This window comes from Streptomyces sp. NPDC000229, assembly GCF_040300825.1.
Lineage (GTDB): Bacteria > Actinomycetota > Actinomycetes > Streptomycetales > Streptomycetaceae > Streptomyces.
In genome coordinates this window covers 92,090-117,590 of sequence record NZ_JBEPEL010000002.1, presented here as the reverse complement: position 1 = coordinate 117,590, position 25,501 = coordinate 92,090, and the positions used below count along the sequence as shown (strand labels likewise).

The 25,501-nt window shown below is 71.6% G+C and carries 27 protein-coding genes; 11 read left to right on the top strand and 16 right to left on the bottom strand.

Annotation, left to right across the window (positions count from 1 at the left end; translation table 11 throughout):
• Window positions 1–208: 208 nt before the first annotated feature.
• Both ABT360_RS02120 and ABT360_RS02115 read left to right on the top strand, forming a co-directional pair.
• Window positions 209–1,450, top strand: coding sequence for a nucleotide sugar dehydrogenase (locus tag ABT360_RS02120; RefSeq protein ID WP_351809252.1), 1,242 nt, complete (start codon window positions 209–211; stop codon window positions 1,448–1,450).
• A gap of 141 nt (window positions 1,451–1,591) precedes the next feature.
• Window positions 1,592–2,080, top strand: coding sequence for a hypothetical protein (locus tag ABT360_RS02115; RefSeq protein WP_351809249.1), 489 nt, complete (start codon window positions 1,592–1,594; stop codon window positions 2,078–2,080).
• Window positions 2,081–2,157: 77 nt separating this feature from the next.
• Here the strand turns inward: ABT360_RS02115 and ABT360_RS02110 are convergent, their stop codons facing one another.
• From ABT360_RS02110 to ABT360_RS02095, 4 genes are all read right to left on the bottom strand, one after another.
• Window positions 2,158–3,282, bottom strand: coding sequence for a GuaB3 family IMP dehydrogenase-related protein (locus ABT360_RS02110; protein ID WP_351809246.1), 1,125 nt, complete (start codon window positions 3,280–3,282; stop codon window positions 2,158–2,160).
• A gap of 116 nt (window positions 3,283–3,398) precedes the next feature.
• Entirely contained in the window at window positions 3,399–4,895 is a 1,497-nt protein-coding gene (gene guaB / locus ABT360_RS02105; RefSeq protein WP_351809243.1) for an IMP dehydrogenase, read from the bottom strand.
• A 142-nt stretch (window positions 4,896–5,037) separates the two neighbouring features.
• Entirely contained in the window at window positions 5,038–5,625 is a 588-nt protein-coding gene (locus tag ABT360_RS02100; protein WP_064069910.1) for a sigma-70 family RNA polymerase sigma factor, read from the bottom strand.
• Between the two features lie 254 nt (window positions 5,626–5,879).
• Window positions 5,880–6,491 carry a response regulator transcription factor gene (locus ABT360_RS02095; protein WP_003948568.1) on the bottom strand — a complete coding sequence of 204 codons (612 nt, stop codon included), beginning with the start codon at window positions 6,489–6,491 and terminating at the stop codon, window positions 5,880–5,882.
• A gap of 390 nt (window positions 6,492–6,881) precedes the next feature.
• On the opposite strand from ABT360_RS02095, the gene ABT360_RS02090 reads away from it, so the two are divergent.
• Window positions 6,882–7,202: a WhiB family transcriptional regulator gene (locus tag ABT360_RS02090; RefSeq protein ID WP_064069911.1), complete on the top strand. Its 321-nt coding sequence runs from the start codon at window positions 6,882–6,884 to the stop codon at window positions 7,200–7,202.
• 149 nt (window positions 7,203–7,351) lie between these two features.
• Here ABT360_RS02090 and ABT360_RS02085 read toward each other — a convergent pair whose 3' ends face one another.
• Window positions 7,352–8,245: a LysR family transcriptional regulator gene (locus tag ABT360_RS02085; protein ID WP_351809238.1), complete on the bottom strand. Its 894-nt coding sequence runs from the start codon at window positions 8,243–8,245 to the stop codon at window positions 7,352–7,354.
• 80 nt (window positions 8,246–8,325) lie between these two features.
• Here ABT360_RS02085 and ABT360_RS02080 point away from each other — a divergent pair, with 80 nt between their 5' ends.
• From ABT360_RS02080 to ABT360_RS02050, 7 genes are all read left to right on the top strand, one after another.
• On the top strand, window positions 8,326–8,994 hold the full coding sequence (locus ABT360_RS02080) for an MOSC domain-containing protein (RefSeq protein ID WP_351809235.1): 669 nt from the start codon (window positions 8,326–8,328) through the stop codon (window positions 8,992–8,994).
• A gap of 120 nt (window positions 8,995–9,114) precedes the next feature.
• A complete protein-coding gene (locus ABT360_RS02075) occupies window positions 9,115–9,888 on the top strand; it encodes an SDR family NAD(P)-dependent oxidoreductase (protein WP_351809232.1) in 774 nt (257 codons plus the stop codon).
• A gap of 193 nt (window positions 9,889–10,081) precedes the next feature.
• A complete protein-coding gene (locus ABT360_RS02070) occupies window positions 10,082–11,236 on the top strand; it encodes a substrate-binding domain-containing protein (RefSeq protein WP_351809229.1) in 1,155 nt (384 codons plus the stop codon).
• 126 nt (window positions 11,237–11,362) lie between these two features.
• Entirely contained in the window at window positions 11,363–12,688 is a 1,326-nt protein-coding gene (locus ABT360_RS02065) for an ABC transporter substrate-binding protein (protein WP_351809506.1), read from the top strand.
• 5 nt (window positions 12,689–12,693) lie between these two features.
• Window positions 12,694–13,650 (top strand): carbohydrate ABC transporter permease, encoded by a 957-nt coding sequence (locus ABT360_RS02060; RefSeq protein WP_351809226.1) that lies wholly within the window; start codon window positions 12,694–12,696, stop codon window positions 13,648–13,650.
• Window positions 13,647–14,564: a carbohydrate ABC transporter permease gene (locus tag ABT360_RS02055; RefSeq protein WP_351809223.1), complete on the top strand. Its 918-nt coding sequence runs from the start codon at window positions 13,647–13,649 to the stop codon at window positions 14,562–14,564. The genes ABT360_RS02060 and ABT360_RS02055 overlap by 4 nt, the downstream gene beginning before the upstream one ends.
• A gap of 41 nt (window positions 14,565–14,605) precedes the next feature.
• A complete protein-coding gene (locus ABT360_RS02050) occupies window positions 14,606–15,634 on the top strand; it encodes a hydroxyacid dehydrogenase (protein ID WP_351809220.1) in 1,029 nt (342 codons plus the stop codon).
• A gap of 70 nt (window positions 15,635–15,704) precedes the next feature.
• Here the strand turns inward: ABT360_RS02050 and groL are convergent, their stop codons facing one another.
• The 3 genes from groL to ABT360_RS02035 form a co-directional block, all read right to left on the bottom strand.
• Window positions 15,705–17,333, bottom strand: coding sequence for a chaperonin GroEL (gene groL, locus ABT360_RS02045; protein ID WP_351809217.1), 1,629 nt, complete (start codon window positions 17,331–17,333; stop codon window positions 15,705–15,707).
• A gap of 118 nt (window positions 17,334–17,451) precedes the next feature.
• Window positions 17,452–17,760, bottom strand: coding sequence for a co-chaperone GroES (groES, locus tag ABT360_RS02040; protein ID WP_010471835.1), 309 nt, complete (start codon window positions 17,758–17,760; stop codon window positions 17,452–17,454).
• A gap of 215 nt (window positions 17,761–17,975) precedes the next feature.
• A complete protein-coding gene (locus ABT360_RS02035; RefSeq protein ID WP_351809212.1) occupies window positions 17,976–18,932 on the bottom strand; it encodes a polysaccharide deacetylase family protein in 957 nt (318 codons plus the stop codon).
• Window positions 18,933–19,014: 82 nt separating this feature from the next.
• Here ABT360_RS02035 and ABT360_RS02030 point away from each other — a divergent pair, with 82 nt between their 5' ends.
• Window positions 19,015–20,199, top strand: coding sequence for a THUMP-like domain-containing protein (locus ABT360_RS02030; protein WP_444852162.1), 1,185 nt, complete (start codon window positions 19,015–19,017; stop codon window positions 20,197–20,199).
• A gap of 25 nt (window positions 20,200–20,224) precedes the next feature.
• Here the strand turns inward: ABT360_RS02030 and ABT360_RS02025 are convergent, their stop codons facing one another.
• The 8 genes from ABT360_RS02025 to tsaB all read right to left on the bottom strand — a co-directional run bounded on the left by ABT360_RS02025 (window position 20,225) and on the right by tsaB (window position 25,406).
• Window positions 20,225–20,842, bottom strand: coding sequence for a hypothetical protein (locus tag ABT360_RS02025; RefSeq protein WP_351809206.1), 618 nt, complete (start codon window positions 20,840–20,842; stop codon window positions 20,225–20,227).
• Window positions 20,829–22,070, bottom strand: coding sequence for an RNA polymerase sigma factor (locus ABT360_RS02020; RefSeq protein ID WP_351809203.1), 1,242 nt, complete (start codon window positions 22,068–22,070; stop codon window positions 20,829–20,831). The genes ABT360_RS02025 and ABT360_RS02020 overlap by 14 nt, the downstream gene beginning before the upstream one ends.
• A gap of 43 nt (window positions 22,071–22,113) precedes the next feature.
• Entirely contained in the window at window positions 22,114–22,470 is a 357-nt protein-coding gene (locus ABT360_RS02015; RefSeq protein WP_351809200.1) for a YciI family protein, read from the bottom strand.
• 48 nt (window positions 22,471–22,518) lie between these two features.
• On the bottom strand, window positions 22,519–22,845 hold the full coding sequence (locus tag ABT360_RS02010; protein WP_351809503.1) for a hypothetical protein: 327 nt from the start codon (window positions 22,843–22,845) through the stop codon (window positions 22,519–22,521).
• 81 nt (window positions 22,846–22,926) lie between these two features.
• Window positions 22,927–23,184, bottom strand: coding sequence for a hypothetical protein (locus tag ABT360_RS02005; protein ID WP_351809197.1), 258 nt, complete (start codon window positions 23,182–23,184; stop codon window positions 22,927–22,929).
• Window positions 23,181–24,281: a tRNA (adenosine(37)-N6)-threonylcarbamoyltransferase complex transferase subunit TsaD gene (gene tsaD / locus ABT360_RS02000; protein WP_351809194.1), complete on the bottom strand. Its 1,101-nt coding sequence runs from the start codon at window positions 24,279–24,281 to the stop codon at window positions 23,181–23,183. The genes ABT360_RS02005 and tsaD overlap by 4 nt, the downstream gene beginning before the upstream one ends.
• Complete coding sequence (gene rimI / locus ABT360_RS01995; protein WP_351809501.1) at window positions 24,274–24,732, bottom strand: ribosomal protein S18-alanine N-acetyltransferase; 459 nt, start codon at window positions 24,730–24,732, stop codon at window positions 24,274–24,276. Before rimI ends, tsaD begins: the two co-directional genes overlap by 8 nt.
• 17 nt (window positions 24,733–24,749) lie before the next feature.
• Entirely contained in the window at window positions 24,750–25,406 is a 657-nt protein-coding gene (gene tsaB / locus ABT360_RS01990; RefSeq protein ID WP_351809191.1) for a tRNA (adenosine(37)-N6)-threonylcarbamoyltransferase complex dimerization subunit type 1 TsaB, read from the bottom strand.
• Between the last annotated feature and the right edge of the window lie 95 nt (window positions 25,407–25,501).

The window sequence follows — 25,501 nt, the reverse complement described above, 5'->3', positions numbered from 1 at the left end:
TTCCCCGTGTGGTCGGGCTCACAGACTCGATTCTGTCCCGGCCCTCCGACTTCAGCCACCGCCTGTGGACAACACTCGGCCGAACCATGGCTCGCAATGCCACATAACGGTCATATTTACGCCTAGTCTGACATTGCACTGCGCTCGTTCTGTCCACAGGACTTGCGCGTCTCGTCCACTCCGGCTACTGGGAAGGACGGCATCACCCATGCCCGCAGACCTCGCCGTCATCGGCCTCGGCCACCTCGGACTGCCCCTCGCCCAAGCCGCCACAGCCGCCGGGATCGACACCATCGGCTACGACACCGACCCTCGCCCCGTGGCAGAGCTGGCGGCCGGCCGTCCCCCGGTCGACGGCTCGCTCACCGCCTCGGAAATCCGCCGGATGCTCTCGGGGGGCTTCCGGCCGACGACCAACCCCACCGAGCTGGGCCGGGTCCGTACCGCCGTCATCTGCACCCCCACCCCCCTCGGCGCCGACCGCACACCGGATCTGTCCGCCGTCGCCGAGGCGGCACGCGCGTTGGCCGCCCGGCTGCGCCCCAACACCACCGTCCTGCTCGAATCGCCCGTCCACCCCGGCACCACCGAGGACGTGCTGCGCCCGCTGCTCGAAGAAGGGTCGGGCCTCAGGGCCGGCCGCGACTTCCACCTCGCGTACTCCCCCGGCCGCCTCGACCCCGGCAACCGCGCCCACGACTTCGCCCACACCCCCAGGGTGATCGGCGGCCTCACCCCCGCCTGCACGGAATCGGCCGCCGCCTTCTACGGCCGTCTCACCGACAAGGTCGTACGGGCCCGCGGCACGCGCGAGGCCGAGACCGTCAAGGTGCTGGAAACCAACTTCCGCCACGTCAACATCGCCCTCGTCAACGAGATGGCGGTGCTCTGCCACGACCTCGGCGTCGACCTGTGGGACGTCATCCGGTGTGCCGAGACCAAGCCCTTCGGCTTCCAGGCCTTCCGCCCCGGCCCCGGCGTCGGCGGCCACGGCCTCCCCGTCGACACGATCGGCCCCCACCGCCCGCTGCGCCTGGTGGAGCTGGCGGGCCAGGTCAACGAACGCATGCCGCAGTACGTCATCCAGCGCTGCGCCACGCTTCTGAACGAGCACGGCAAGTCCGCGCGCGGCGCCCGTGTCCTGCTGCTCGGCGTCACCTACAAGCCGGACCTCGCCGACCAGGAGGGCTCCCCCGCGGCCGAGATCGGCCGCCGTCTGATGGACATGGGCGCCGTGGTCAGCTACCACGATCCGTACGTCGCCGACTGGCGCGTCCGCGACCTGCCCGTCCCCCGGGCGGATTCCCTGTACGAGGCGGCCGCCGCGGCCGACCTGACCGTGCTGCTCCAGCACCACCGTACGTACGACCTCCAGGGCCTGGCGGTGAAGGCCCAGCTCCTCCTGGACACCCGCGGAGTCACCCCGGCGGGCGCGGCACACCGCCTGTAACGGCCCCGGGCGGCACCGCGGAAAAGCCCGGGCCGATTGTCGGATCGGCCTGCTAGTCTCCGGCCCTCTGAACTCACAGGGATCTTATGCGTACACAAGTGCGCACAGACCTGTGAAAACCATCCCAGGGGGACCCCCAGCATGAGCCAGCCCACTCCGCCGCCCGGCAACCCGTTCGCCGGCGGCCCGGCCGCCCCGTACCCGCCCGCGCCCGCGCCGGCCCCCGCGCGGGACAAGGTCGGGCTCGGCCTGGTGGTCGCGCTGGTGGCCGCCCTCGTCGCCGCCGTCGCGTACGGCGCCATCGGCGGCGCGATCGAGCGCGAGATCGGATACGCCGCGGTCGGAGTCGGCTTCCTCGTCGGCTTCGCCGCCGCGAAGGTCGGTGGCCGCAACCCGGCGCTGCCCGTCGTCGCCGCGATCCTGTCGATCGGTGCCGTCTACCTCGGCCAGCTGGTCGCCATAGCGGTCATCTTCAGCAACGTCGTGGGCGGGTCCGCCCCCGAGATCCTCCTGGAGGACTTCGGCATGCTGATGGACGCGTGGAAGGAGACCGCGGACGCCATGTCGTACCTCTTCCTCGCCATCGGTGCGGTCACCGCCTTCGCCGGCGCGAAGAAGGCCAACGCCTAGGACGTGGCGTACGAGGTACGCGAAGGGGCCCGCACCGTCGTCCGGTGCGGGCCCCTTCGCGTACGTACGACAGCGGGTCAGCGCTTGTGCTGCGCGTCCGCGACGGTGACCTCGACGCGCTGGAACTCCTTGAGCTCGCTGTAGCCCGTCGTCGCCATCGCCCGGCGCAGCGCGCCGAAGAAGTTCATCGACCCGTCCGGCGAGTGCGACGGGCCGGCCAGGATCTCCTCGGTCGTACCGACCATGCCGAGGTCGACCAGCTTGCCGCGCGGCACGTCCTCGTGGACGGCCTCCATGCCCCAGTGGTGTCCCTTGCCGGGCGCGTCGGTCGCCCGCGCGAGCGGGGAGCCGATCATCACCGAGTCGGCGCCGCAGGCGATCGCCTTGGGCAGGTCACCGGACCAGCCCACGCCGCCGTCCGCGATGACGTGGACGTACCGGCCGCCGGACTCGTCCATGTAGTCCCGGCGCGCGGCCGCGACGTCCGCGACGGCGGTGGCCATGGGGACCTGGATGCCCAGCACGTTCCGGGTGGTGTGCGCGGCGCCGCCGCCGAAGCCGACGAGGACGCCCGCCGCGCCCGTACGCATCAGGTGCAGGGCGGCGGTGTAGGTGGCGCAGCCGCCCACGATGACCGGGACGTCCAGTTCGTAGATGAACTGCTTCAGGTTCAGCGGCTCGGCCGCGCCCGACACGTGCTCGGCGGAGACCGTCGTACCGCGGATGACGAAGATGTCCACACCGGCGTCGACGACGGCCTTGGAGAACTGGGCGGTGCGCTGCGGGGAGAGCGCGGCCGCGGTGACCACGCCCGAGTCGCGCACTTCCTTGATGCGCTGCCCGATCAGCTCCTCCTGGATCGGGGCGGCGTAGATCTCCTGCAGACGGCGGGTGGCGTTCGCCTCGTCCAGCCCGGCGATCTCGTCGAGCAGCGGCTGCGGGTCCTCGTACCGGGTCCACAGGCCTTCGAGGTTCAGGACGCCGAGGCCGCCCAGCTGGCCGATGCGGATCGCGGTCTGCGGCGAGACCACCGAGTCCATGGGAGCGGCCAGGAACGGCAGCTCGAAGCGGTAGGCGTCGATCTGCCAGGCGATCGAGACCTCCTTCGGGTCCCGGGTGCGCCGGCTCGGTACGACGGCGATGTCGTCGAACGCGTACGCCCTGCGGCCGCGCTTGCCGCGCCCGATCTCGATCTCAGTCACGATGTGTGGCCTTTCCCTCTACGTCTGCGCCTACCAGTATCCCCGACACACGCGTGGGGGGCGGTTCCGGCCGTATGCCGGGACCGCCCCCCACGCGCGCGTGGATCGCTTCCTGCTTACTTCCTGCTGTAGTTCGGCGCCTCGACCGTCATCTGGATGTCGTGCGGGTGGCTCTCCTTGAGGCCCGCGGACGTGATCCGGACGAACCGGCCGCGCTCCTGGAGCTCCGGAACGGTCCGGCCGCCGACGTAGAACATCGACTGGCGCAGGCCGCCGACCAGCTGGTGGACGACCGCGGAGAGCGGGCCGCGGAAGGGCACCTGGCCCTCGATGCCCTCGGGTACCAGCTTCTCGTCGGAGGCGACGCCCTCCTGGAAGTACCGGTCCTTGGAGAAGGACTCGCCACGGGACTGCATGGCGCCGAGCGACCCCATGCCGCGGTACGACTTGAACTGCTTGCCGTTGATGAACATCAGCTCGCCCGGCGACTCCTCGCAGCCCGCGAGCAGCGAGCCGAGCATCACCGTGTCGGCACCGGCGACCAGGGCCTTGGCGATGTCTCCGGAGTACTGCAGGCCACCGTCGCCGATGACCGGGACACCGGCCGCCTTGGCGGCGAGGGATGCCTCGTAGATGGCGGTGACCTGCGGGACGCCGATACCGGCGACCACGCGGGTGGTGCAGATGGAGCCGGGGCCGACACCGACCTTGATGCCGTCGACGCCGGCGTCGATCAGGGCCTGGGCACCGTCGCGGGTGGCGACGTTGCCGCCGATCACGTCCACCGAGCTGTTCGACTTGATCTTGGCGACCATCTCGCCGACCAGCCGGGAATGGCCGTGCGCGGTGTCGACGACGATGAAGTCCACGCCCGCCTCGATCAGTGCCTGGGCGCGCTCGAACGCGTCGCCCGCCACACCGACGGCGGCGCCGACGAGGAGCCGGCCTTCCTTGTCCTTCGCCGCGTTCGGGTACTTCTCCGCCTTGACGAAGTCCTTGACGGTGATGAGGCCCTTGAGGATGCCCGCGTCGTCGACGAGCGGCAGCTTCTCGATCTTGTGGCGGCGCAGCAGCTCCATGGCGTCGACGCCGGAGATGCCGACCTTGCCGGTGACCAGCGGCATCGGCGTCATGACGTCGCGCACCTGCTGGGTGCGGTCGGTCTCGAAGGCCATGTCGCGGTTGGTGACGATGCCGAGGAGCTTGCCCGCCTGGTCGGTGACGGGGACGCCGCTGATGCGGAACTTGCCGCAGATGGCGTCGGCCTCGGCGAGCGTGGCGTCCGGGTGGACGGTGATCGGGTCGGTCACCATGCCGGACTCGGAGCGCTTGACCAGGTCGACCTGGTTGGCCTGGTCGGCGATGGACAGGTTGCGGTGGAGCACACCGACGCCACCCTGCCGGGACATGGCGATCGCCATCCGGGCCTCGGTGACCTTGTCCATGGCGGCGGACAGCAGCGGGATGTTCACCCGCACGTTCTTGGAGATGTACGAGGAAGTGTCGATCTGGTCGGGCGCCATGTCGGACGCGCCGGGCAGCAGAAGCACGTCGTCGTAGGTCAGCCCGAGTGTCGCGAATTTCTCGGGCACTCCGTCGACGTTGGCAGTCATGACACCTTCCCCAAATGGCCTTGATCGGTGCGGATGTCCATGCTAACGGCCTGCGGCCGTGTCTCATTCCACGAGCAAGATCACCCGGAAGGTTTGGACGTTCACACGTACGGGCGCACCCGTACAGGCCAGCTCGCGCGGCTCACTGTTCGGCGAGTGCCCGCAGTCGGCTGAGCGCGCGGTGCTGCGCCACCCGTACCGCCCCGGGGGACATCCCCAGCATCTGGCCGGTCTCCTCGGCGGTCAGACCCACGGCGACCCGCAGCACCAGCAGCTCGCGCTGGTTCTCCGGCAGGTTGGCGAGCAGGCGCTTGGCCCACTCGGCGTCGTCGCTGAGCAGCGCCCGTTCCTCGGGGCCGAGGGAGTCGTCGGGCCGCTCGGGCATCTCGTCGGAGGGCACGGCGGTGGAACCGGGGTGCCGCATGGCGGCCCGCTGGAGATCGGCGACCTTGTGGCCGGCGATGGCGAAGACGAACGCCTCGAAGGGGCGTCCGGTGTCCTTGTAGCGCGGCAGCGCCATCAGCACCGCGACGCAGACTTCCTGGGCGAGGTCCTCGACGAAATGGCGCGCGTCACCGGGCAGGCGGTTCAACCGCGTGCGGCAGTAGCGCAGGGCCAGGGGGTGGACATGGGCCAGGAGGTCGTGCGTGGCCTGCTCGTCGCCGTCGACCGCACGGTGTACGAGTGCACCGATGGCCCCGTGGGCATGGGCCGCCTCGTCGTCGCGCATCGGTCCATGGTGCCTTGGCGGTCGTTCTTCCGCGGCACCGCGTCCACTGTTGTGCACCGAAGCGTTATGAGCAGGTGCGCCAGCGTTATGAGCAGGTGCGCCGGACGTCATCTCCTGCGCCCTCCCCTCCCGCTCGATCGACTCGTCCCCGAGGAACTCCACCCTTCAAGGATGCGGCATCGGGCCGGAAACAGATATCGGGCCTCCGCCGCCCCGTCCGCCGGGCGGCGGACGGGGATCGGTACGGTCACGCGCTAGCGCACCAGGCCCCAGCGGAAACCGAGCGCGACGGCGTGCGCCCGGTCCGATGCGCCCAGCTTCTTGAAAAGCCTTCTGGCGTGCGTCTTGACCGTGTCCTCGGAGAGGAAGAGCTCACGTCCGATCTCCGCGTTGGAGCGGCCGTGGCTCATGCCCTCCAGCACCTGGATCTCCCGCGCGGTGAGGGTGGGTGCGGCGCCCATCTCGGCCGAGCGCAGCCGGCGCGGGGCGAGCCGCCAGGTCGGGTCGGCGAGGGCCTGGGTGACCGTGGCCCGCAACTCGGCGCGCGAGGCGTCCTTGTGCAGGTATCCACGGGCACCGGCCGCGACGGCGAGCGCCACGCCGTCCAGGTCCTCGGCGACCGTGAGCATGATGATGCGGGCGCCGGGGTCCGCGGAGAGCAGCCGGCGGACGGTCTCCACGCCGCCCAAGCCGGGCATGCGTACGTCCATCAGAATCAGGTCCGAGCGGTCCGCGCCCCAGCGGCGGAGGACTTCCTCGCCGTTGGCCGCGGTCGTCACACGCTCGACGCCGGGTACCGTCGCGACGGCGCGGCGGAGCGCTTCTCGGGCAAGCGGGGAGTCGTCGCAGACGAGGACGGATGTCATGGCCGTCCTCCGCAGCTGATGCGCGTCACCTTGAGCCTCCAGGCTGGTTACGAATCGTCACCTGTGCGGTTGACGCCCCCGGACATCTGCCCGAGCGCTTGTTCTTTCAACCGCCTCCGCACTCTCAACGACGGTCACTCGAAAGAGTTACGGGTTCGCCCTCACCCTTCGGCACTCTACGTGAGGGAGTGCGTACGGAGCAGAGCGACGCAGGTCACCGTTCCTTCACCCAGAGCTATGCCCCATTTAGCGGCTTTTCCTTCACTTTGTCGGTGTCTGTGGCTAGATTCGCAATGAGTCATATTTACATCTACTAAGACAGTAGTTGTACGGTCGTGGCTGTATCAGCCCACTCACCCGCTCAGTACCGGAACCAAGGGGACATGCGCTATGGCAGATTTCTCCCGCCTTCCCGGACCCAACGCCGACCTGTGGGACTGGCAGCTGCTCGCGGCCTGCCGGGGGGTCGACAGTTCGCTCTTCTTCCACCCCGAGGGGGAGCGTGGCGCGGCGCGGAGTGCGCGCGAGAACTCGGCGAAAGAGGTCTGCATGCGGTGCCCGGTCCGCGCGGAGTGCGCGGCCCACGCACTGGCCGTGCGGGAGCCGTACGGCGTCTGGGGCGGCCTCACCGAGGACGAGCGCGAGGAACTCATGGGACGAGCCCGCAACCGTCTCGTCACGGCGTCGTCGGGGACTCCGGCCCGCGCCTGAAGGAACGTTTCTGCAACAACCGCTCGGCCAGGCCCCTCCAACGCGGCACCCCGGGGGCGGCCACCTCAGGCCGCCCCTTCGGTACGAATGAGGCCGCCCTTTCCGCACGGACGACGGCCGTCCCTGCGGTACGGATGTCCCCTGCGGCCTTACGCCAGGGCGGCGGCGCGCGTCAGCTCGTCGAGGGTGGCCGCGACCGCCGGGACCTTGGCGAGGTCAGGAAGGGTGAGGGCGACGATCTCCCGCTCGACGGCCGGTTCCACCGCGACCGTCCTGGCGCCTCGGGGGCGTACCGAGCGGATGGCCAGTTCGGGCAGGACCGCGACCCCGAGGCCCGCGCCGACCAGGCCGATCACCGCGGGGTAGTCGTCGGTCGCGAAGTCGATGCGCGGGGTGAAGCCGGCGCCCTCGCACACCTCCACGAGCTGGCGGCGGCAGCGCGGGCAGCCCGCGATCCACGACTCCTCGGCCAGTTCCCCGATGGACACGGCGTCGGCGTCCGCGAGACGGTGCCCCTCCGGGACCAGGCCCACCAGGCGGTCGGCGAGGAGCGGGCGTACGACGAGGTCGTCCCACTCCCCGACGGCCGGGCGGTAGCGGAAGGCGAGCGCCACGTCGCAGTCGCCGTCGCGGAGCATCTCCACCGACCGGGGCGGTTCGGCCTCGACCAGGGAGACCCGGGTGCCGGGGTGGGCGGCGCGGAGCGCGGCGAGAGCGGTCGGGACGAGGGTGGAGCTGCCGCTGGGGAAGGAGACCAGCCGGACGCGGCCGGCGCGCAACCCCGCGATGGCGGCGACCTCCTCCTCGGCGGCGGTGAGGCCGGCGAGGATGCCGGCGGCGTGGCGTACGAGCGCCTCGCCGGCCTGCGTCAGGCGCATTTCCCGGCCGGTACGGACCAGCAGCGGCGTGCCCGCGGACGATTCGAGCGCCTTCATCTGCTGGCTGACGGCGGGCTGGGTGCAGCCCAGTTCGCGCGCGGCCGCGGAGAAGGAGCCGGTGGTGGCGACGGCGCGGAGGACGCGCAGATGGCGGGCTTCGATCACCTCTTGACTATAAGCCTCGCTTGGATGGCCCGCGAAATATCGGCTGGCTGCTTTGAGGTAGCGCGGTTTAGCGTGGCGCCATGAGAGTTCTCACCGTCAACGTGGGGCGGCCCAAGGCCGTGGAGTACACCGACGCGCCGAGCGGCATGACCGGCATCGACAAACGTCCGGCCGACGGGCCCGTACGGGTGGCGGATCCGGGCCCGAAGGGCGAGGGGGCGAGCGGCGTGGCCGGGGACACGGTCTGCGACCTCCGCTTCCACGGCGGGACCCATCAGGCGGTGTACGCGTTCGCGCGCGAGGACCTGGACCACTGGCAGGGCGAGTTGGGGCACCCCATAGCCAACGGCGCGTTCGGGGAGAACCTCACCACCGCGGGGTTCGACGTCAACGCCGCGCTGATCGGCGAGCGTTGGCGGATCGGCGGCTCGGCGGTCCTGGAGGTGGCGTCCGGTCGGGTTCCCTGCCGTACGTTCGCGGGGTGGCTGGGCGAGAAGGGCTGGGTCAAGCGGTTCACCCGGCGCGCCGCGCCGGGCGCGTACCTCAGGGTCGTCGAGCCGGGGGAGGTCCGGGCGGGCGATGTGATCGAGGTCGTGCACCGGCCGGACCACGACGTGACGGTGGAGCTGGCCTTCCGGGCGTTCACCCTCCAGCGGGAGCTGCTGCCGCGCACGCTGGCGGCGGGCGGGGCGATGGACCCGGAGGTGCGCGAGGCGGCACTCAGGTACGTGGCCAAACACCTCTCTTAGCGGCTGGGCGGGGTGGTTCACGGGCGCGGATCCTGACACTCCGTATATGTACGGCGCTTCGTCCACAGCCCCGCGGGACCGAGGACACCGGTGTCCGCGCGGGGCACTAACGTGCCGCGTATGACGACTGCACTGATTACGGGCGCGACGGCGGGAATCGGGGCCGCCTTCGCGCGGCGGCTGGCGGCGGACGGCCGCGACGTGGTGCTGGTGGCCCGGGATGTGAAGCGGCTCCGGGAGCAGGCGACCGAGTTGCACGACCGGCACGGGATCGAGGCGGAGGTGCTGGCGGCCGACCTGGCCGAGGAGGACGGCATCGCGGCCGTGGAGGCCCGGCTGTCCGACCCCAAGCGGCCGGTGGACCTGCTGATCAACAATGCCGGGTTCGGCAACAAGGGCCGGTTCCTGGACGTGTCGATGGCCGACGAACTGAAGATGCTGAAGGTGCACTGCGAGGCGGTGCTGCGGCTGACGTCGGCCGCGTCGGCGTCGATGCGGGACCGGGGCCGGGGTGGCGTGGTGAACGTCGCGTCCGTGGCCGCGTTCGTCCCGCGCGGCACGTACGGGGCGTCCAAGGCGTGGGTCGTGCAGTTCACGCAGGGCGCGGCGCGCGACCTGGCGGGCAGCGGGGTGCGGCTGATGGCGCTGTGCCCGGGCTTCGTGCGTACGGAGTTCCACGAGCGGGCCGGGATGCGCACGGACAACATCCCCGGCTGGATGTGGCTGGACGCCGACAAGCTGGTGGCCGCGGCGCTGGCGGACCTGGCGCGGGGCAGGACGCTGTCGATTCCGGACCCGCGCTACAAGGCCTTGATGGGTGTGGTGAAGCTGGCGCCGCGCGGCCTGCTCGGAGGCGTGAGCTCCCGAGCGGGCCGCAAGTACGGGCCGCAGTAGTCCCCCCGGGCCACTGCGGCCCGCCGCAACGGCGTTCCGGAATCATGAAGGCGAGAGCGATCGAACGTCAACAGGTTCGGATCGAATGATCGAAATTCCCCGCGGTTCGATCATCCGGGCTTCCGGAGTGGAATAGGGTCTGACGACGGGCACCGCTCGACCGAGCCACCACACCTCGAGGGGGACTTCCGCCGTGCGCGAGAGTGCTGTTGAACGTCACGACCGACTGCTGGCCCTGGTGCGGGAGCGCGGCACGGCGCGGGTCTCGGACCTCGCCGCCCAGTTGGGCGTGTCCCCCGTGACCGCGCGCCGGGACGTCGAGGCGCTGGCCGGCAGGGGACTGCTGGACCGGGTGCACGGCCAGGTCTCGTGGCCCGGGGCGCAGGGCGGTGCCGAGCGGCGCCAGGGCGGCGAGGCGGCAGCCGCGGCGCCGGGCAGCGGTCCGGTGCTGGGCCTGCTCGCGCCCTCGGCGACGTACTACTTCGCCGAGGTGATCCGCGGTGCCCGCGAGGCGGCGGCCAGGGCCGGAGCGCGGCTGATCCTGCGGATCTCCGACTACCGCCCGGAGGACGACCGGGCCCGTACCGAGGGCTTGCTGGCCGCGGGGGCGGAGGGGCTGCTGGTGGCGCCGGGCTGGCGGGCGCCGGGCGACCCGGCCGAGCACAGCGACTGGATCGCCGAGCTGCCGGTGCCGGCCGTGCTCCTGGAGCGGCGTGCCGCGCCCGGTTCGGCGCTGGACGGGCTGGACCGGGTGTCCTCCGACCACCGGCACGGGGTCGTCCTGGCCGTGCGCCACCTGGTGGGGCTGGGCCACCGGGCGCCGCTGCTGGTGGCCCGCGCGGACAGCCCGACCGCACTGGCGGTGCGGTCCGGGTACACGGAGGCACTCGGCGCGCTGGGGCTGGGCGAGCCGGGCCCGGTGATCGACTCGGTGCCGTCCGAGCTGGACCCGGACGGGTTCGAGGAGGCCGTCCGGGCACTGCGCTCGGCGGTCGCGACGGGCGGGGCGACCGCGGCGCTGGTGCACAACGACGTGGACGCCATCCAGATCGTGCAGCGCCTCGCCGAGCTGGGCGTGCGCGTACCGGAGGACCTGGCGCTGATCGCGTACGACGACGAGGTGGCCGCCCTGGCCGACACCCCGCTGACGGCGGTCGCCCCGCCGAAGCGGCAGGTGGGCCGGCTGGCCACGGAGTTGCTGGTCGAACGGCTCGCCCAGGCCGCGGCCGGGGGCCGGGCCGACGAGGCCGGGGGGCCGGGCGGGGAGGATCCCCGGCGGCATGTGACGCTGCTGCCGCGGCTGCGGGTGCGGGCCTCCTGCGGAGCGGACCGCTCGAAACCAAACTGATCTTTTTTCGATCAATCAATCTTTCGCTCTTGACTTCGCTCATGGGTGGCTCAATCATCACGGCCACACCTTCCGTGTCGCCGTTCGTTCAGGAGCCCCGCCATGAGTCGCAGCAAGAGCAGCAGCCTGAGCCGCCGTTGGAGCAGAACGTCCCCCGCCATAGCCGCCACCGCCGCCGCTCTCGCCCTGCTCACCGGGTGCGGCGGCGGCAGCGGTGACGACCCGTCGGGCCCCGCCGCCGACGGCAAGCCGGTGACCATCACCTTCTGGGGCTGGGCCAAGGGCTCCAAGGAAGTCGTCGACGCGTTCAACGCCTCGCACAAGGACATCCAGGTCACGTTCGAGGAGATCCCCTCCGGCAACGCCGGTGGGTACGCCAAGATCTCCAACGCCGTGAAGGCGGGCAACGCCCCCGACCTCGTCTCCATCGAGTACCCGTCCCTCCCCGAGTTCGTCAGCCAGGGCGCGCTCCAGGACATCGGTGCCCACCTGCCCGACGACGTCAGGAGCGAGCTGCTGCCGCAGGCCCTCGAACTCACCACGCTCGGCGGCAAGAACTGGGCCGTCCCCTTCGACGCCGCGCCGCAGGCCTTCTACTACCGCAAGGACCTCTTCGCGAAGTACGGCGTCGGCGTCCCGAAGACCTGGGCCGAGTTCAAGGCGGCGGCCGAGAAGGTGAAGAAGGCCGACGCCAAGGCCCGTATCGCCACCTTCTTCCCCGACGACCCGACCAGCTTCGAAGCGATGGCCTGGCAGGCCGGCGCCCAGTGGTTCAAGGCCGAGGACGACACCTGGAAGGTCGACACCACCGACGCCGCCACCACCAAGGTCACCGCCTACTGGCAGGGCCTGCTCGACGCCGACCTGGTCCGCAACAACGCCTCCTTCAGCCCCGAGTGGACCGGCTCCCTGAAGAACGGCACCACCATCGGCTACCTCGGCGCCTCCTGGGGCGCGGGCGTCCTCAAGGGCACCCTGCCCGAGCAGAGCGGCAAGTGGGCCGTCGCCCCGATGCCCTCCTGGGACGGCAAGCCCGCCAGCGGCATGGTCGGCGGCTCCACCTTCGCCGTGACCAAGGACAGCAAGAAGGCGGAGGCGGCGGTCGAATTCGCCACCTGGATGGCCACCACCGAGGAGGGCATCAAGGCCCGGATAGCCTCCGGCACCTCCAGCGCCTTCCCCGCGGCCACCGCACTGCGCCCGGTCGCCAAGAAGGCCTTCGACGCCGGGTTCTTCGGCGGCCAGGACATCTACCGGCTCTTCGAGCAGGCCGGTGCCTCCATCAACCCGAACTGGGCCTGGGGCCCGACCACCGGTACCACCAACCTCGCCATCAAGGACCAGCTCGGCAAGGTGGCGAACGGCGGCACCACCCTCGCCGACGCCGTGAAGACCGGGCACGACGCCACCGTCGCCGAGCTGAAGAAGCGCGGGCTGAAGGTCGAGGGCTGACACCGATGAAGGCCCGCGCCGTCCTCGCCGCCACCCCCTCTGCCCGCCCCCGGACCGGTGCGCGTGCCCGCACCGGTGCCGCCGCCGTCCTCCTGACCCCCTTCTTCGTCCTGTTCACCGCGGTGATGGTGGTGCCGATCGGATACGCGGTCTGGCTCAGCCTGTTCACCGAGAAGCAGTCGGGGCTGGGGTTCGGCGGCACCGAGACCGTCTTCAGCGGCCTCGACAACTACCTGGCGGCGCTGGGCGACCGGGCCTTCCGCGAGGGCTTCGGCGTCCTGCTCGGCTACTGCCTGTTCTACATTCCGCTGCTGCTCGCCGGCGCCCTCGGCCTCGCTCTGCTGCTCGACTCGGCACTCGCCCGCGCCCGCCGCTTCTTCCAGCTGGCGCTGTTCCTGCCGCACGCCGTGCCCGGCATCATCGCCGCACTGATCTGGGTGTACCTCTACACGCCCCAGCTCAGCCCGGTCGTGAAGGCCATGGAGTCCGGCGGCATCGGCTTCGACTTCTTCTCACCCGAAGGCGCCCTCCCCTCCGTGGTCAACATCGCGCTGTGGGAATGGCTCGGCTACAACATGGTCATCTTCTACGCGGCCCTCCAGGCCATCGACCGCTCCGTCCTCGAAGCGGCGACGGTCGACGGGGCGGGCGCCTGGCGCACCGCGTTCAGCATCAAACTCCCGCTGATCCGCGCCTCCTTGGCGATGGTCGCGCTGTTCACCGTCATCGGCTCGCTCCAGCTGTTCACCGAGCCGCTGATCCTCAACAAGGGCACGGGCTCCGCCGTCACCTCCACCTGGACGCCCAACATGTACGCCTACTCCGCGGCCTTCGACCGCAACGACTACGGACTCGCGGCCGCCGCCTCCGTCCTCCTCGCGCTCACCGCCGCGCTCCTGTCCTTCGCCGTCACCCGCTTCACCGGCCGCCGGAAGCAGAACCGGAAGGAGAAGCACGCATGAGCGCGACCGTCACCACTCCGCCGCCCGCCCGCACCGCCCCCGCGGCCACCGGCGGCACCACAGCCACGCGCCGGCCGCCGAGCCGATGGCTGTCCAGGACCGCCGTCAACGGGGCCCTGCTGCTGTCCGCCGCCTACATGCTCTTCCCCCTCGTCTGGCTCGTCACCGCCGCCACCAAGGACGCGGGCGGGCTGCTGGCCGGGAACGCCTTCTCCTTCGAGGGCTTCGACCTCGCGGGCAACCTCACCCGGCTCGCCGAGTACGGCGACGGGGTGTACTTCCGCTGGTACCTCAACAGCCTCCTGTACGCGGGCGGCGGGGCGCTGGCCTGCTCGCTGATCTGCGTCGCCGCCGGATACGCCTTCGACAAGTACGACTTCCGGGGCAAGGAGAAGCTCTTCGGTGTCGTCCTGATGGGCGTGCTGGTCCCCACCACCGCGCTCGCCCTGCCCATGTACCTGCTCGCCAGCAAGACGGGCATCGTCAACACCTACTGGGCCGTGCTCATCCCCGTCCTGGTCAACCCGTTCGGCGTCTACCTCGCCCGCGTCTTCAGCGCCGGCTACATCCCGGGCGAGGCCCTGGAGGCCGCCCGTATCGACGGGGCCGGCGAGCTGCGCGCCTTCTGGTCGATCGGGCTGCGCATGATCATGCCGGGCTTCGTGACGGTCTTCCTCTTCCAGTTCACCGCCATCTGGAACAACTTCTTCCTCCCCCTGGTGATGCTCTCGGACCAGCGGCTCTTCCCCCTGAGCCTCGGCCTGTACGCATGGAACAGCAACGCCCACGCCGAGCCGGACTTCTACCCCCTCGTCGTCACCGGCTCCCTGCTGGCCGTCCTCCCCCTGGTCGTCGCCTTCGTCTCGCTCCAGCGCCACTGGAAGGCCGGTCTGACCGCCGGGAGCGTCAAGTGAGGCCGCCGCCCATGCCGCCGTTGAGGAGCCCACGGACCACCATGCACGACACCACTGACAACCGGCCCGCCGTCCTGCTGGCCATGGGCCCCGGCATCGCCGGGCGCCTGCTCACCGACGCCCACCGAGCCCGCCTGGCCGCCCTCGCGCGCACCGACCCGCACCTGGTCGCCCACGACCTGACCGCCCCCGTGCCCCACATCGCCTCCGCGCTCGCCGAGGCCGAGGTGCTGTTCACCTGCTGGGGCGCGACACCGCTCACGGCGGCCGTCCTGGACCGGGCCCCCCGCCTGCGTGCCGTCGTCCACGCCGCCGGGTCCGTCAAGCACCATGTCACCGACGCCTGCTGGGAGCGCGGCATCACGGTGACCTCGGCCGCCGCGGCCAACGCCCTGCCGGTCGCCGAGTACACGCTCGCCGCCATCCTGCTGGCCGGCAAGCGCGTCCTGCGCGCCGCTCGGCGGTACGCCGAGCTGCGCGCCGAGCACGACTGGCTGCGGGAGCTCGCCGACAGCGGCAACCACCGCCGTACGGTCGGCATCGTGGGCGCGTCCCGCGTCGGCCGCCGCGTGATCGAGCTGCTGCGCCCCTTCGACGTACAGGTGCTGCTCCACGACCCGTACGTCACCTCCGACGAGGCCGCGGCGCTCGGGGTCGTGCCGGCCGGGCTCGACGAGCTGTGCGCCCGCGCGGACATCGTCTCCGTGCACGCCCCGCAACTGCCGTCCACCCGCCACATGATCGGCGCCACGCAGCTCGCCCTCATGCCGGACGGGGCGACGCTCATCAACACCGCGCGCGGCTCCCTGATCGACGAGCCGGCCCTCCTGGAGCACCTGGTGTCCGGCCGCCTCAGCGCCGTACTCGACGTCACCGACCCCGAACTCCCGCCGCCCGACTCCCCGCTCTACACCCTCCCCAACGTGCTGCTCACCCCGCACCTCGCGGGCTCGCTCGGCAACGAGCTGCACCGCATGGCGGACCAGGCGCTGGACGAGCTGGAGCGGTACGCGAAGGGCGCGCCGTTCCAGGATCCGGTGCGGCCGTGGGAGCTCAGCCGCTCGGCGTGACGGCGCGGAAAACACCGAGGCCCGGTGCCCCCGCGACGGGGGCACCGGGCCTCGAAACGCTCAGCAGGCGTCAGTGGGAGTGGCCGTGACCATGGCCGTGGCCCGCGTCCGCCGGCTCCTCTTCCTTCTTCTCGACGACCAGGGTCTCGGTCGTGAGCAGCAGGGAGGCGATGGAGGCGGCGTTCTCCAGGGCCGAGCGGGTGACCTTGACCGGGTCGATGACGCCGGCCTTGATCAGGTCGCCGTACTCGCCCGTGGCGGCGTTGAAGCCCTGGCCCTTGTCGAGCTCGGAGACCTTCGAGGTGATGACGTAGCCCTCGAGGCCCGCGTTCTCGGCGATCCAGCGCAGCGGCTCGACGGCGGCGCGGCGAACGACCGCGACACCGGTGGCCTCGTCGCCCTCCTTGCCGAGGTTGCCCTCCAGCACCTTGACGGCGTGGACGAGCGCGGAGCCACCACCGGAGACGATGCCCTCCTCGACCGCGGCGCGGGTCGCGGAGATGGCGTCCTCCAGACGGTGCTTCTTCTCCTTCAGCTCCACCTCGGTGGCGGCGCCGACCTTGATCACGCACACGCCGCCGGCCAGCTTCGCGAGGCGCTCCTGGAGCTTCTCGCGGTCCCAGTCGGAGTCCGTGGTCTCGATCTCGGCCTTGATCTGCGCGACGCGGCCCTGCACGTCCTCGGACTTGCCGCCGCCGTCGACGATCGTGGTGTCGTCCTTGGTGACGGTGACGCGGCGGGCGGTGCCCAGCACGTCAAGACCGGCCTGGTCGAGCTTGAGGCCGACCTCCTCGGCGATGACCGTGGCGCCGGTGAGGGCGGCCATGTCGCCGAGCATCGCCTTGCGGCGGTCGCCGAAGCCGGGGGCCTTGACCGCGACGGCGTTGAACGTGCCGCGGATCTTGTTGACGACCAGGGTCGACAGGGCCTCGCCCTCGACGTCCTCGGCGATGATCAGCAGCGGCTTGGAGGAGCCGGCCTGGATGACCTTCTCCAGCAGCGGGAGCAGGTCGGTGATCGCGGAGATCTTGCCCTGGTGGATCAGGATGTACGGGTCGTCGAGGACGGCCTCCATACGCTCCTGGTCGGTGACCATGTACGGGGACAGGTAGCCCTTGTCGAAGGCCATGCCCTCGGTGAAGTCCAGCTCCAGGCCGAAGGTGTTGGACTCCTCGACGGTGATGACACCGTCCTTGCCGACCTTGTCCATCGCCTCGGCGATGAGCTCGCCCACCTGCTGGTCCTGCGCGGAGAGCGCGGCCACGGCGGCGATGTCGGCCTTGTCGTCGATCGGGCGGGCCGAGGCGAGCAGCTCGTCCGAGACGGCCTTGACCGCGGCGTCGATGCCCTTCTTCAGGGCGGCCGGGGAGGCGCCCGCGGCGACGTTGCGCAGACCCTCGCGGACCAGCGCCTGGGCCAGGACGGTGGCGGTGGTGGTGCCGTCACCCGCGATGTCGTTGGTCTTGGTCGCCACCTCCTTCACCAGCTGGGCGCCGAGGTTCTCGTACGGGTCCTCGATCTCGACCTCGCGGGCGATCGTGACACCGTCGTTGGTGATGGTCGGCGCGCCGAACTTCTTGTCGATGACGACGTTGCGGCCCTTGGGGCCGATCGTCACCTTGACCGTGTCGGCAAGCTTGTTGACGCCGCGCTCAAGGGCGCGACGGGCGTCCTCGTCGAACTTCAGGATCTTCGCCATGGGAGCGATTCAGCCCTCTCGAAAACTCTGGTTGACGAACCGCGCCCCTCGCCGCCCGGCAATGTGTCATCAGCGGGGGCCAGGGGCGCAGCTCAAAAGCAAATCTTGCTCAGGTGAATTACTTCTCGACGATCGCGAGCACGTCGCGAGCCGAGAGGACGAGGTACTCCTCGCCGCTGTACTTCACCTCGGTGCCGCCGTACTTGCTGTACAGCACGATGTCGCCGGTCTTGACGTCGAGCGGCAGGCGCTCGCCGTTCTCGAAGCGGCCCGGGCCAACGGCCAGGACGACGCCCTCCTGGGGCTTCTCCTTGGCGGTGTCCGGGATGACCAGGCCAGAGGCGGTGGTCTGCTCGGCGTCGAGCGGCTGGACCACGATGCGGTCCTCGAGCGGCTTGATGGCAACCTTGGAGCTGGTGGTCGTCACGATCCGACCTCCCCCTTCGGAGATCTCACGGGGTTAACTGTCTGAGGTGGCGACCAGGTGGATCCGTCGTCGCGGGTGCCGGACCTGCCCGTCGCTGTGTTGGCACTCTCCGGTGGGGAGTGCCAGACCTGAGACTATGACCGCGGTTAGCACTCGGTCAAGCGGAGTGCCAATTCACCGCCCGGTCGTGGCGTGATCGCGGCCGCAGGGCCGGCTCACACGTAGTCCTCCAGCCTGGCCACCGCGTACCCCTTGGCCGTGACGACGTCCATCACCTGCCTGATCATGTCCGGCATGGTGCCGTTCCAGTCCTCCCGGCCCCGGAAGTGCGTGAGGATGATGTCGCCGGGATGCAGGTCCCGGTCCCATTCGCGCCACTCCATGTGGTCGGGAAAGGCTTCGGCGGCCCACAGGGGGACGGCTTTCACGCCGCACGACCGCGCGGCGCGCAGGGTGTCGGCGTTGTAGTTGCCGTAGGGCGGGCGGAAGAGCGACGGCCGTGTGCCGTACCGCTTCTCGATGGTGTCCTGCTGCCCGCAGATCTCGCGCTTCTGCTCCGCGTACGAAAGGGCGGGCATGTAGCGGTGGTTGAGGGTGTGGTTGTGCAGGGCCACGCCCCGGTCCTGCATCCGCTTGAAGTAGGCGTAGTCCTCCTTGACCAGGTAGTCGCTGAGGAAGGCGCTGTAGGGGATGTCCAGTTCGTCCATCATCCGCAGCAGCTCGGGGTCCTTCTCCGCGCCGTCGTCGATCGTCAGGAAAACGATCCGTTCCTTGGTCGGCACGGTGGTGAAGACGGGCGGCAGGCTGGGGTCGCCGACTCCGAAGCCCTTGCGGAAGGTGATGTGCGGCTTGTCGGTGGCCGCCGGGGGCGGGGGCGCGGCCAGGGGGGTGGCCCTGAGGCCCCACTTCCTGGCGGCGAGGGTACGGGCGGCCTGTGCGCGCCTGACCTTCTCCACGTACGCGGTGAGGGCGGCGGCCGCGTCGGGGGGCTGCTGGGGCTGCTGACCGGCGGCGGGCTCGGCATTGCCGCCGCCCGCTCCGGAACCCGGACCCGCTCCCCCGGTGCCGGTTTCCGCGGCACAGGCGGATCCGAGCGCCGCGATCAGCAGTGCGGCGAGCAGGACCCGCGCACGCTTGCTTACCCTTTGACCTTTTTGTCGTACTAGCTGCATGGCGCCGCATCCTGTCAGCGCGCCGCCCGGACCACCGGCCGACACCGCCGCCTGACGCGCACCATCCCCCGCCTGGCCCACAATGGGCCGGGTGACCGATCTCGCCGCCTTCTCCGCGCTCCTCACCGACGAGGGCCAGACCCTGCTCACCGCCCTGCGCGACCACACCCCCTCCCAGGAGCTGGCGGTCGCCTCCCGGCTGCGCCGCGAGCACCCGGCCGATCTGGTCACGGCGGCGATCGCACAGGCCCGGCTGCGGCAGCGGGCAGTGGCGAAGTTCGGCGAGCAGGACGCGCACCGCATGTACTTCACGCCCGGCGGCGTCGAACAGTCCACCCGCAGAACGGTCGCCGAGCACCGCGCCGCCGCCTTCGCCCGCCTCGGCGTACGCAGCGTTGCGGACCTGTGCAGCGGAATCGGCGGCGACGCGATCGCCCTGGCCCGCGCGGGCATCCGGGTCCTCGCCGTCGACCGCGACCCGCTGACGGCCGAGGCCGCCCGCGCCAACGCCGCCGCACTGGGCCTGGCCGACCTGATCGAGGTGCGCTGCGCCGACGTCACGGAGGTCGACACCTCCCCGTACGACGCGGTCTTCGTCGACCCGGCACGGCGCGGCGGGCGGGGCGGCGGGCGGATCTTCGACCCGGAGGCCTACTCCCCGCCCCTCTCCTGGGCCGTCGACGCGGCTCGCAAGGCCCCGCACGCGGCGCTGAAGATCGCCCCGGGCATCCCGCACGAAACGGTCCCACCGGAGGCCGAGGCCGAGTGGGTCTCCGACGGCGGCGACGTCAAGGAGGCGGTGCTGTGGTTCGGCACCCGCCCCGGCACGATCACCGCGACCCTCCTGCCCGGCCCGCACACCCTCACCGGCCGGGGCCTGCCGGACCCCCCGGCCCGCCCCGTCGGCCGCTTCCTTTACGAGCCGGACGGCGCCGTCATCCGCGCGCACCTGGTCGCGGAGGTCGCCGAGGACCTCGGCGGCGGCCTGCTCGACGAGACGATCGCGTACATCACAACCGACGAGCTGCGCCCCACCCCGTACGCCACCGCCTACGAGATCACCGACGAGCTGCCCTTCAACCTCAAGAAGCTCAAGGCCCTGCTGCGTGAACGGGAAGTGGGCACCCTGACGGTGAAGAAGCGCGGCTCGGCGGTCGAACCGGAGGAGCTGCGCCGCAGGCTCAAGCCGAAGGGTCCGCACGCCGCCACGGTCTTCCTCACCCGGGTCGCCGGGGCGCCGACCATGCTGATCGGGCAGCCGGTCTGAGGCGTCTCTCCGGGATCAGGCCGGGTCAGAGGGCGGCCAGCCGCAGCGCCAGGCGGCGGTGGCCGACCGCCTTGCCGCCGGCGATCAGGCCGTGGATCCACAGGATGATGCCCGCGCCCATGGCGTAGGCGACCTCCCCGTAGGTCGTGCTGCCGGGGCGGGCCAGCGCCGGGACGACGAACGAGAGCCACAGCCCGGCCGCGCACTGCGCGAACGCCAGCAGCAGCCACGCCAGGCTCATCCCCGGCGCCCGGAAGCGGGCGTCACGCACCGGGGCGGGGTCCAGCGCCGCCCACTCCAGCAGCCGGGCACGCAGCGTGCGGTCCCGGCGGAGGCCGAGCGTGACGACGACGACCAGCGGAACCATGACGGCCAGCCCCAGGCAGGCGGCGACGGCGCCGGCCATCGCCATCAGCGGGTCCACCAGGCCGTCGAGCGAGAGGATCCCGGCGCCGATGAAACCCCACCCGAACTGCAGGCCCAGCAGCGTCAGCAGAGAGAGCGTCAGCCGCTTCCCGCCCAGCATCCGCCGGTTCAGCTCGCCGATCGCCATGGTCCGGTCGGCGAGCAGCGCGTCGCGGTCCGGCCAGGTGCGGAGGTGAACGGGCGGCGGAGGCGGGGGCAGGAGGCTACGGCTGGGCATGGTCCGAGGCTAGCGCCCGTGATCGTCCCTGAAGCAGGGCCCTCTCGCGGGCGTTACGGGCCAGCGACGCCGCCCGCTCGAACTCCGCCCGGGCCTCGGCGACGCGCCCCAGCCGGGCCAGCAGGTCACCCCGTACGCTCGGGAGCAAGTGGTAGCCCGCCAGGGACGGTTCACCGGCGAGGGCGTCCACGATTCCGAGCCCCGCCGCCGGGCCCTCGGCCATCGAGACGGCCACCGCGCGGTTCAGCTCGACGACCGGCGAGGGGGCGAGCGCGGCGAGCCGCCCGTAGAGCGTCGCGATGGTCGCCCAGTCGGTCTCCTCGTACCGCGCCGCCCGCGCGTGGCAGGCCGCGATCGCCGCCTGGAGCGCGTACGGCCCCGTGCCGGCCTTCTCCAGTGCCGCGAAGCCCCGCCGGATCAGCAGCCGGTCCCAGCGCGCCCGGTTCTGGTCGGCCAGCAGCACCGGCTCCCCGTCGGGCCCGGTGCGCGCGGCCGTGCGGGAGGCCTGGAGCTCCAGCAGCGCGGCGAGCCCGTGCACCTCGGGCTCCTGGGGCATCAGTCCGGCCAGCACGCGCGCCAGCCGCAGCGCGTCCTCGCACAGGCCGGGGCGGAGCCAGTGGTCGCCGGCGGTCGCCGCGTACCCCTCGTTGAACACGAGGTAGATGACCTCCAGCACGGAGGCGAGCCGGGCCGCCCGGTCCTCCCCGTACGGCACCTCGAAGGGCACGCCCGCCCGGGCCAGGGACCGCTTCGCGCGGACGATCCGCTGGGCGACCGTCGGCTCCGGTACCAGGAAGGCGCGGGCGATCTCCTCCGTCGTCAGCCCGCCGAGCAGCCGCAGCGTGAGCGCCACGCGCGCGTCGGCGGAGAGCACCGGGTGGCAGGCGGTGAAGACCAGCCGCAGCAGGTCGTCGTCGATGTCGTCCGGGTCGTGGGCGGCGTCCGGCGCGTACGAGTCGTCCACGTCGCGTCCGACCTCGGCGAGCTTGCGCGCGTACGTCTCGCGGCGGCGTACGAGGTCGATGGCTCGGTTCCTGGCCGTGGCCATGAGCCAGGCGCCCGGCCTGTCCGGGACGCCCGACTCCGGCCACTGCTCCAGGGCGGCGACCAGAGCGTCCTGCGCCAGCTCCTCCGCGATGCCCACGTCACGGACGATCCGGGCGACGCCCGCGATGATCCGCGCCGATTCGATCCTGAACACCGTCTCCACGGCGTGCGGTGCGCTCACGCCTCCCCATGGTGCCGCATCGGCCGGTGCGGCACGCGGTGTCTCAGGCTTCGGCGATCTCCCGCACCTCGGCGGTGATGGTCCAGTGGTCCTCGTGGAGCGCGAGGAAGCGCTTGGTCCACTCGACCGCTTCGGCCTTGTCCTTGCACTGGCTGATCGAGTACCCGCCGATGACCTCCTTGGACTCGGTGAAGGGGCCGTCGGTGACCGACAGCTGCCCGCCCGACCAGGTCACTCGGGTGCCCTGGGAGGACGGCATGAGCCCGGCGGTCTCCAGCATGACCCCCGCCTTGGTGATCTCCTCCAGCAGCTTGCCCATCCGCTCCTGCAGCTCGGGGCTCGGGCCCTCGGCGGGGGCGTTCTTCTCGTCGATACGGATCATCGTCAGGTAGCGCGGCACGGCCGTCTCCTCGGGTGTGTGCGGCGGGCTGTTCCCCGCCTCTCACCCTTACGTCGAACGGGCGGGACCCGGATCGACACCCGGCGCGAAAAACTTCCGGGCCTTTTTCGCGGGACGCGTCTGCGCGCGGGCGCCCCGCAGCCGGGCCGCCGGACGGGGCTGACGCTGGATCTGCACGTACACGGCCCAGTGGGCGGTGAAGCGCCGCAGCGGGGCGAGATCCGAGCCGAGGCGAGCCTGGTCGGCGGCCTGGTCCACCTCCCGGGTGAACGCCGGCAGCGCGGCCGGGGCGATCTGCGCAACGGCCTGCCGCAGCGCGGTGACGGTCGGCGGGGGCGGCGGGATCAAGGGCTGCTCGGGCGGACCGGCGGTCATGCGTTCTCCCATGGCGGGGATTCTGAGCGATGACCCAGCCTGCCGAGCACGGATTCGAGAGGTGTCAGCCGAACGGGCGGCTCACGTCCCGTGCGACTCGAAACGCCAGCGGTGCACCGGGCGGGTGACCAGGGTGGGGGCGGGCTCCGGGAGTTCGGGGAGGTCCGCGTCGAGGGGGGCGTCCCACCAGGTGAGGACCAGCACCCGGTCGCCGGGGGCGGTGAACGTCTCGCGGCGGACCGGGGCGGTGGCCAGCTCCTGGGCGCGGGTCCACTCGAGGAGCTCCGCGCCGCGGCCGGCCGCCGCGCGGGCTTCCCACATCAGGGTGACCACGGTCATGAGTAGAGGTTGTCCTTGCTGATCTCGTGGACGTGGTCGTGATCGTGGTCGTGGTTCCCCGGCACGTGCGGGTCCGTCACCGGGAGGGACGAGTCCGCCGACAGCTCCAGGTCCGAGGCCGGGCGGTTGCGGGCCACCATCTCGGCGCCCAGGGCCGCGACCATGGCGCCGTTGTCGGTGCACAGCCCGGGGCGCGGCACGCGCAGCCGGATACCGGCGCGCTCGCACCGCTCCTCCGCCAGGGCCCGCAGCCGCGAGTTGGCGGCCACCCCGCCGCCGATCATCAGGTGGTCGACGCCCTGGTCCTTGCAGGCCCGCACCGCCTTGCGGGTCAGGACGTCGACGACCGCCTCCTGGAAGGACGCCGCCACGTCCCGTACCGGCACCTCCTCGCCCGCCGCCCGCTTGGCCTCGATCCAGCGGGCCACGGCCGTCTTCAGGCCCGAGAAGGAGAAGTCGTACGCGGGGTCCCGCGGCCCGCTCAGCCCGCGCGGGAACGCGATCGCGGACGGGTCGCCCTCCTTGGCCAGCCGGTCGATCACGGGCCCGCCCGGGAAACCCAGGTCCAGCACGCGGGCGATCTTGTCGAACGCCTCGCCCGCCGCGTCGTCGATCGTCGAGCCCATGGGGCGGACGTCGGAGGTGATGTCCGGGGCGAGCAGCAGCGACGAGTGGCCGCCGGACACCAGCAGCGCCATCGTCGGCTCGGGCAGCGGCCCGTGCTCCAGCTGGTCGACGCAGATGTGCGAGGCCAGGTGGTTCACCCCGTACAACGGCTTGTCGAGCGCGAACGCGTACGCCTTCGCCGCCGAGACGCCGACGAGGAGCGCGCCCGCGAGGCCGGGGCCGGCGGTGACGGCGATGCCGTCCAGGTCGCGGGCGGAGACACCGGCCTGCTTCAGGGCGCGTTCGATGGTCGGGACCATCGCCTCCAGGTGCGCGCGGGACGCGATCTCGGGCACGACTCCGCCGAACCGGGCATGCGTGTCCACACTCGACGCGACGGCGTCCGCGAGCAGGGTCGTACCGCGGACGATGCCGACACCGGTCTCGTCGCAGGAGGTCTCGATGCCGAGGACGAGGGGTTCGTCAGCCATTGCTTCCAGTTCCTTGTACGGTCAGGCGCATGACGAGCGCGTCGATGTTGCCCGGCTGGTAGTAGCCGCGGCGGAAACCGATCGGTTCGAAGCCGAAGCGCTCGTACAGCTTCTGGGCACGGGTGTTGTCCACCCGCACTTCGAGCAGGACCTCGTCGCACTCGAAGGCGGTGGCGTGCTGGAGAAGGTCGGTCAGCAGCCGGGCGCCGAGCCCGGTGCCCCACTGGTCACGGGCGACGGCGATCGTCTGTACGTCGCCGAGGCCGCCGGCCGCCGCGAGCCCGGCGTACCCCACCAGCCGGCCGCCCGCTTCGGCGACGACATAGCGGCGGGTTGCGTGCGGGCCGCGCGCGTGCGCCAGCTCGGACCAGAACATGCCCTCCGACCAGGCGTCGTCGGGGAACAGCTCCCGCTCCAGCTCCAGCACCGGCGCGATGTCCCACCAGCGCATCTCGCGCAGGACCGAGGTCACTTGGGGGTGACCACCTTGTAGTTCTTGGGCACCTGGGCGTCGGGGCGCCGCAGGTACAGCGGCCGCGGCTCCAGGAAGGCCTCGCCCGCCTTCAGCCGCTCGGCCGCCAGGGCCGCGAGCGCGGCGGCCGACTGGTGCTCGGGGTCGCGGGCGTCCGGGAACACGTCTCCGTACAGCCGCGCGCCGGCGCCGACGGCGGGAAGGCCGGCGACCTGCCCCGCGATGTCGGCGGGCCGGTCGACGGCCGGGTCGGTCGTACGCGTACGGCAGTTGTCGTAGCGCGCCCAGTAGACCTCCTTGCGGCGGGCGTCCGTCGCCACGACGAACGGCTCCTCCATCCCGGAGGCGTACGCGAGCCCGTCCAGCGTGCACAGTCCGTGCACCGGTACGCCGCCGAGCGCGGAGGCGAAGGTCGCGGCGGTCACCAGCCCGACCCTGAGCCCGGTGTACGGGCCGGGGCCGACACCGACGACGATGCCGGTCACGGCGTCGAGCTTCAGTCCGGCTTCGCGGAGCACCCGGTGGACGGCGGGCAGCAGCAGTTCTCCGTGGCGGCGCGCGTCGACCTGGCTCGACCGGGCGACGACGGAGTCCCCGTCGTGGAGGGCGACGGTGACGGCGGGTGTGGCGGTATCCATGGCGAGCAAGAGCACGCAAACAGCCTACGGCTCCGTGGCGGCGGGCACGGAGCCCCGGGTCGCGGGCGTGATCCTGCTACGGTCACACCGCATACGTACGTGGGAGAGGT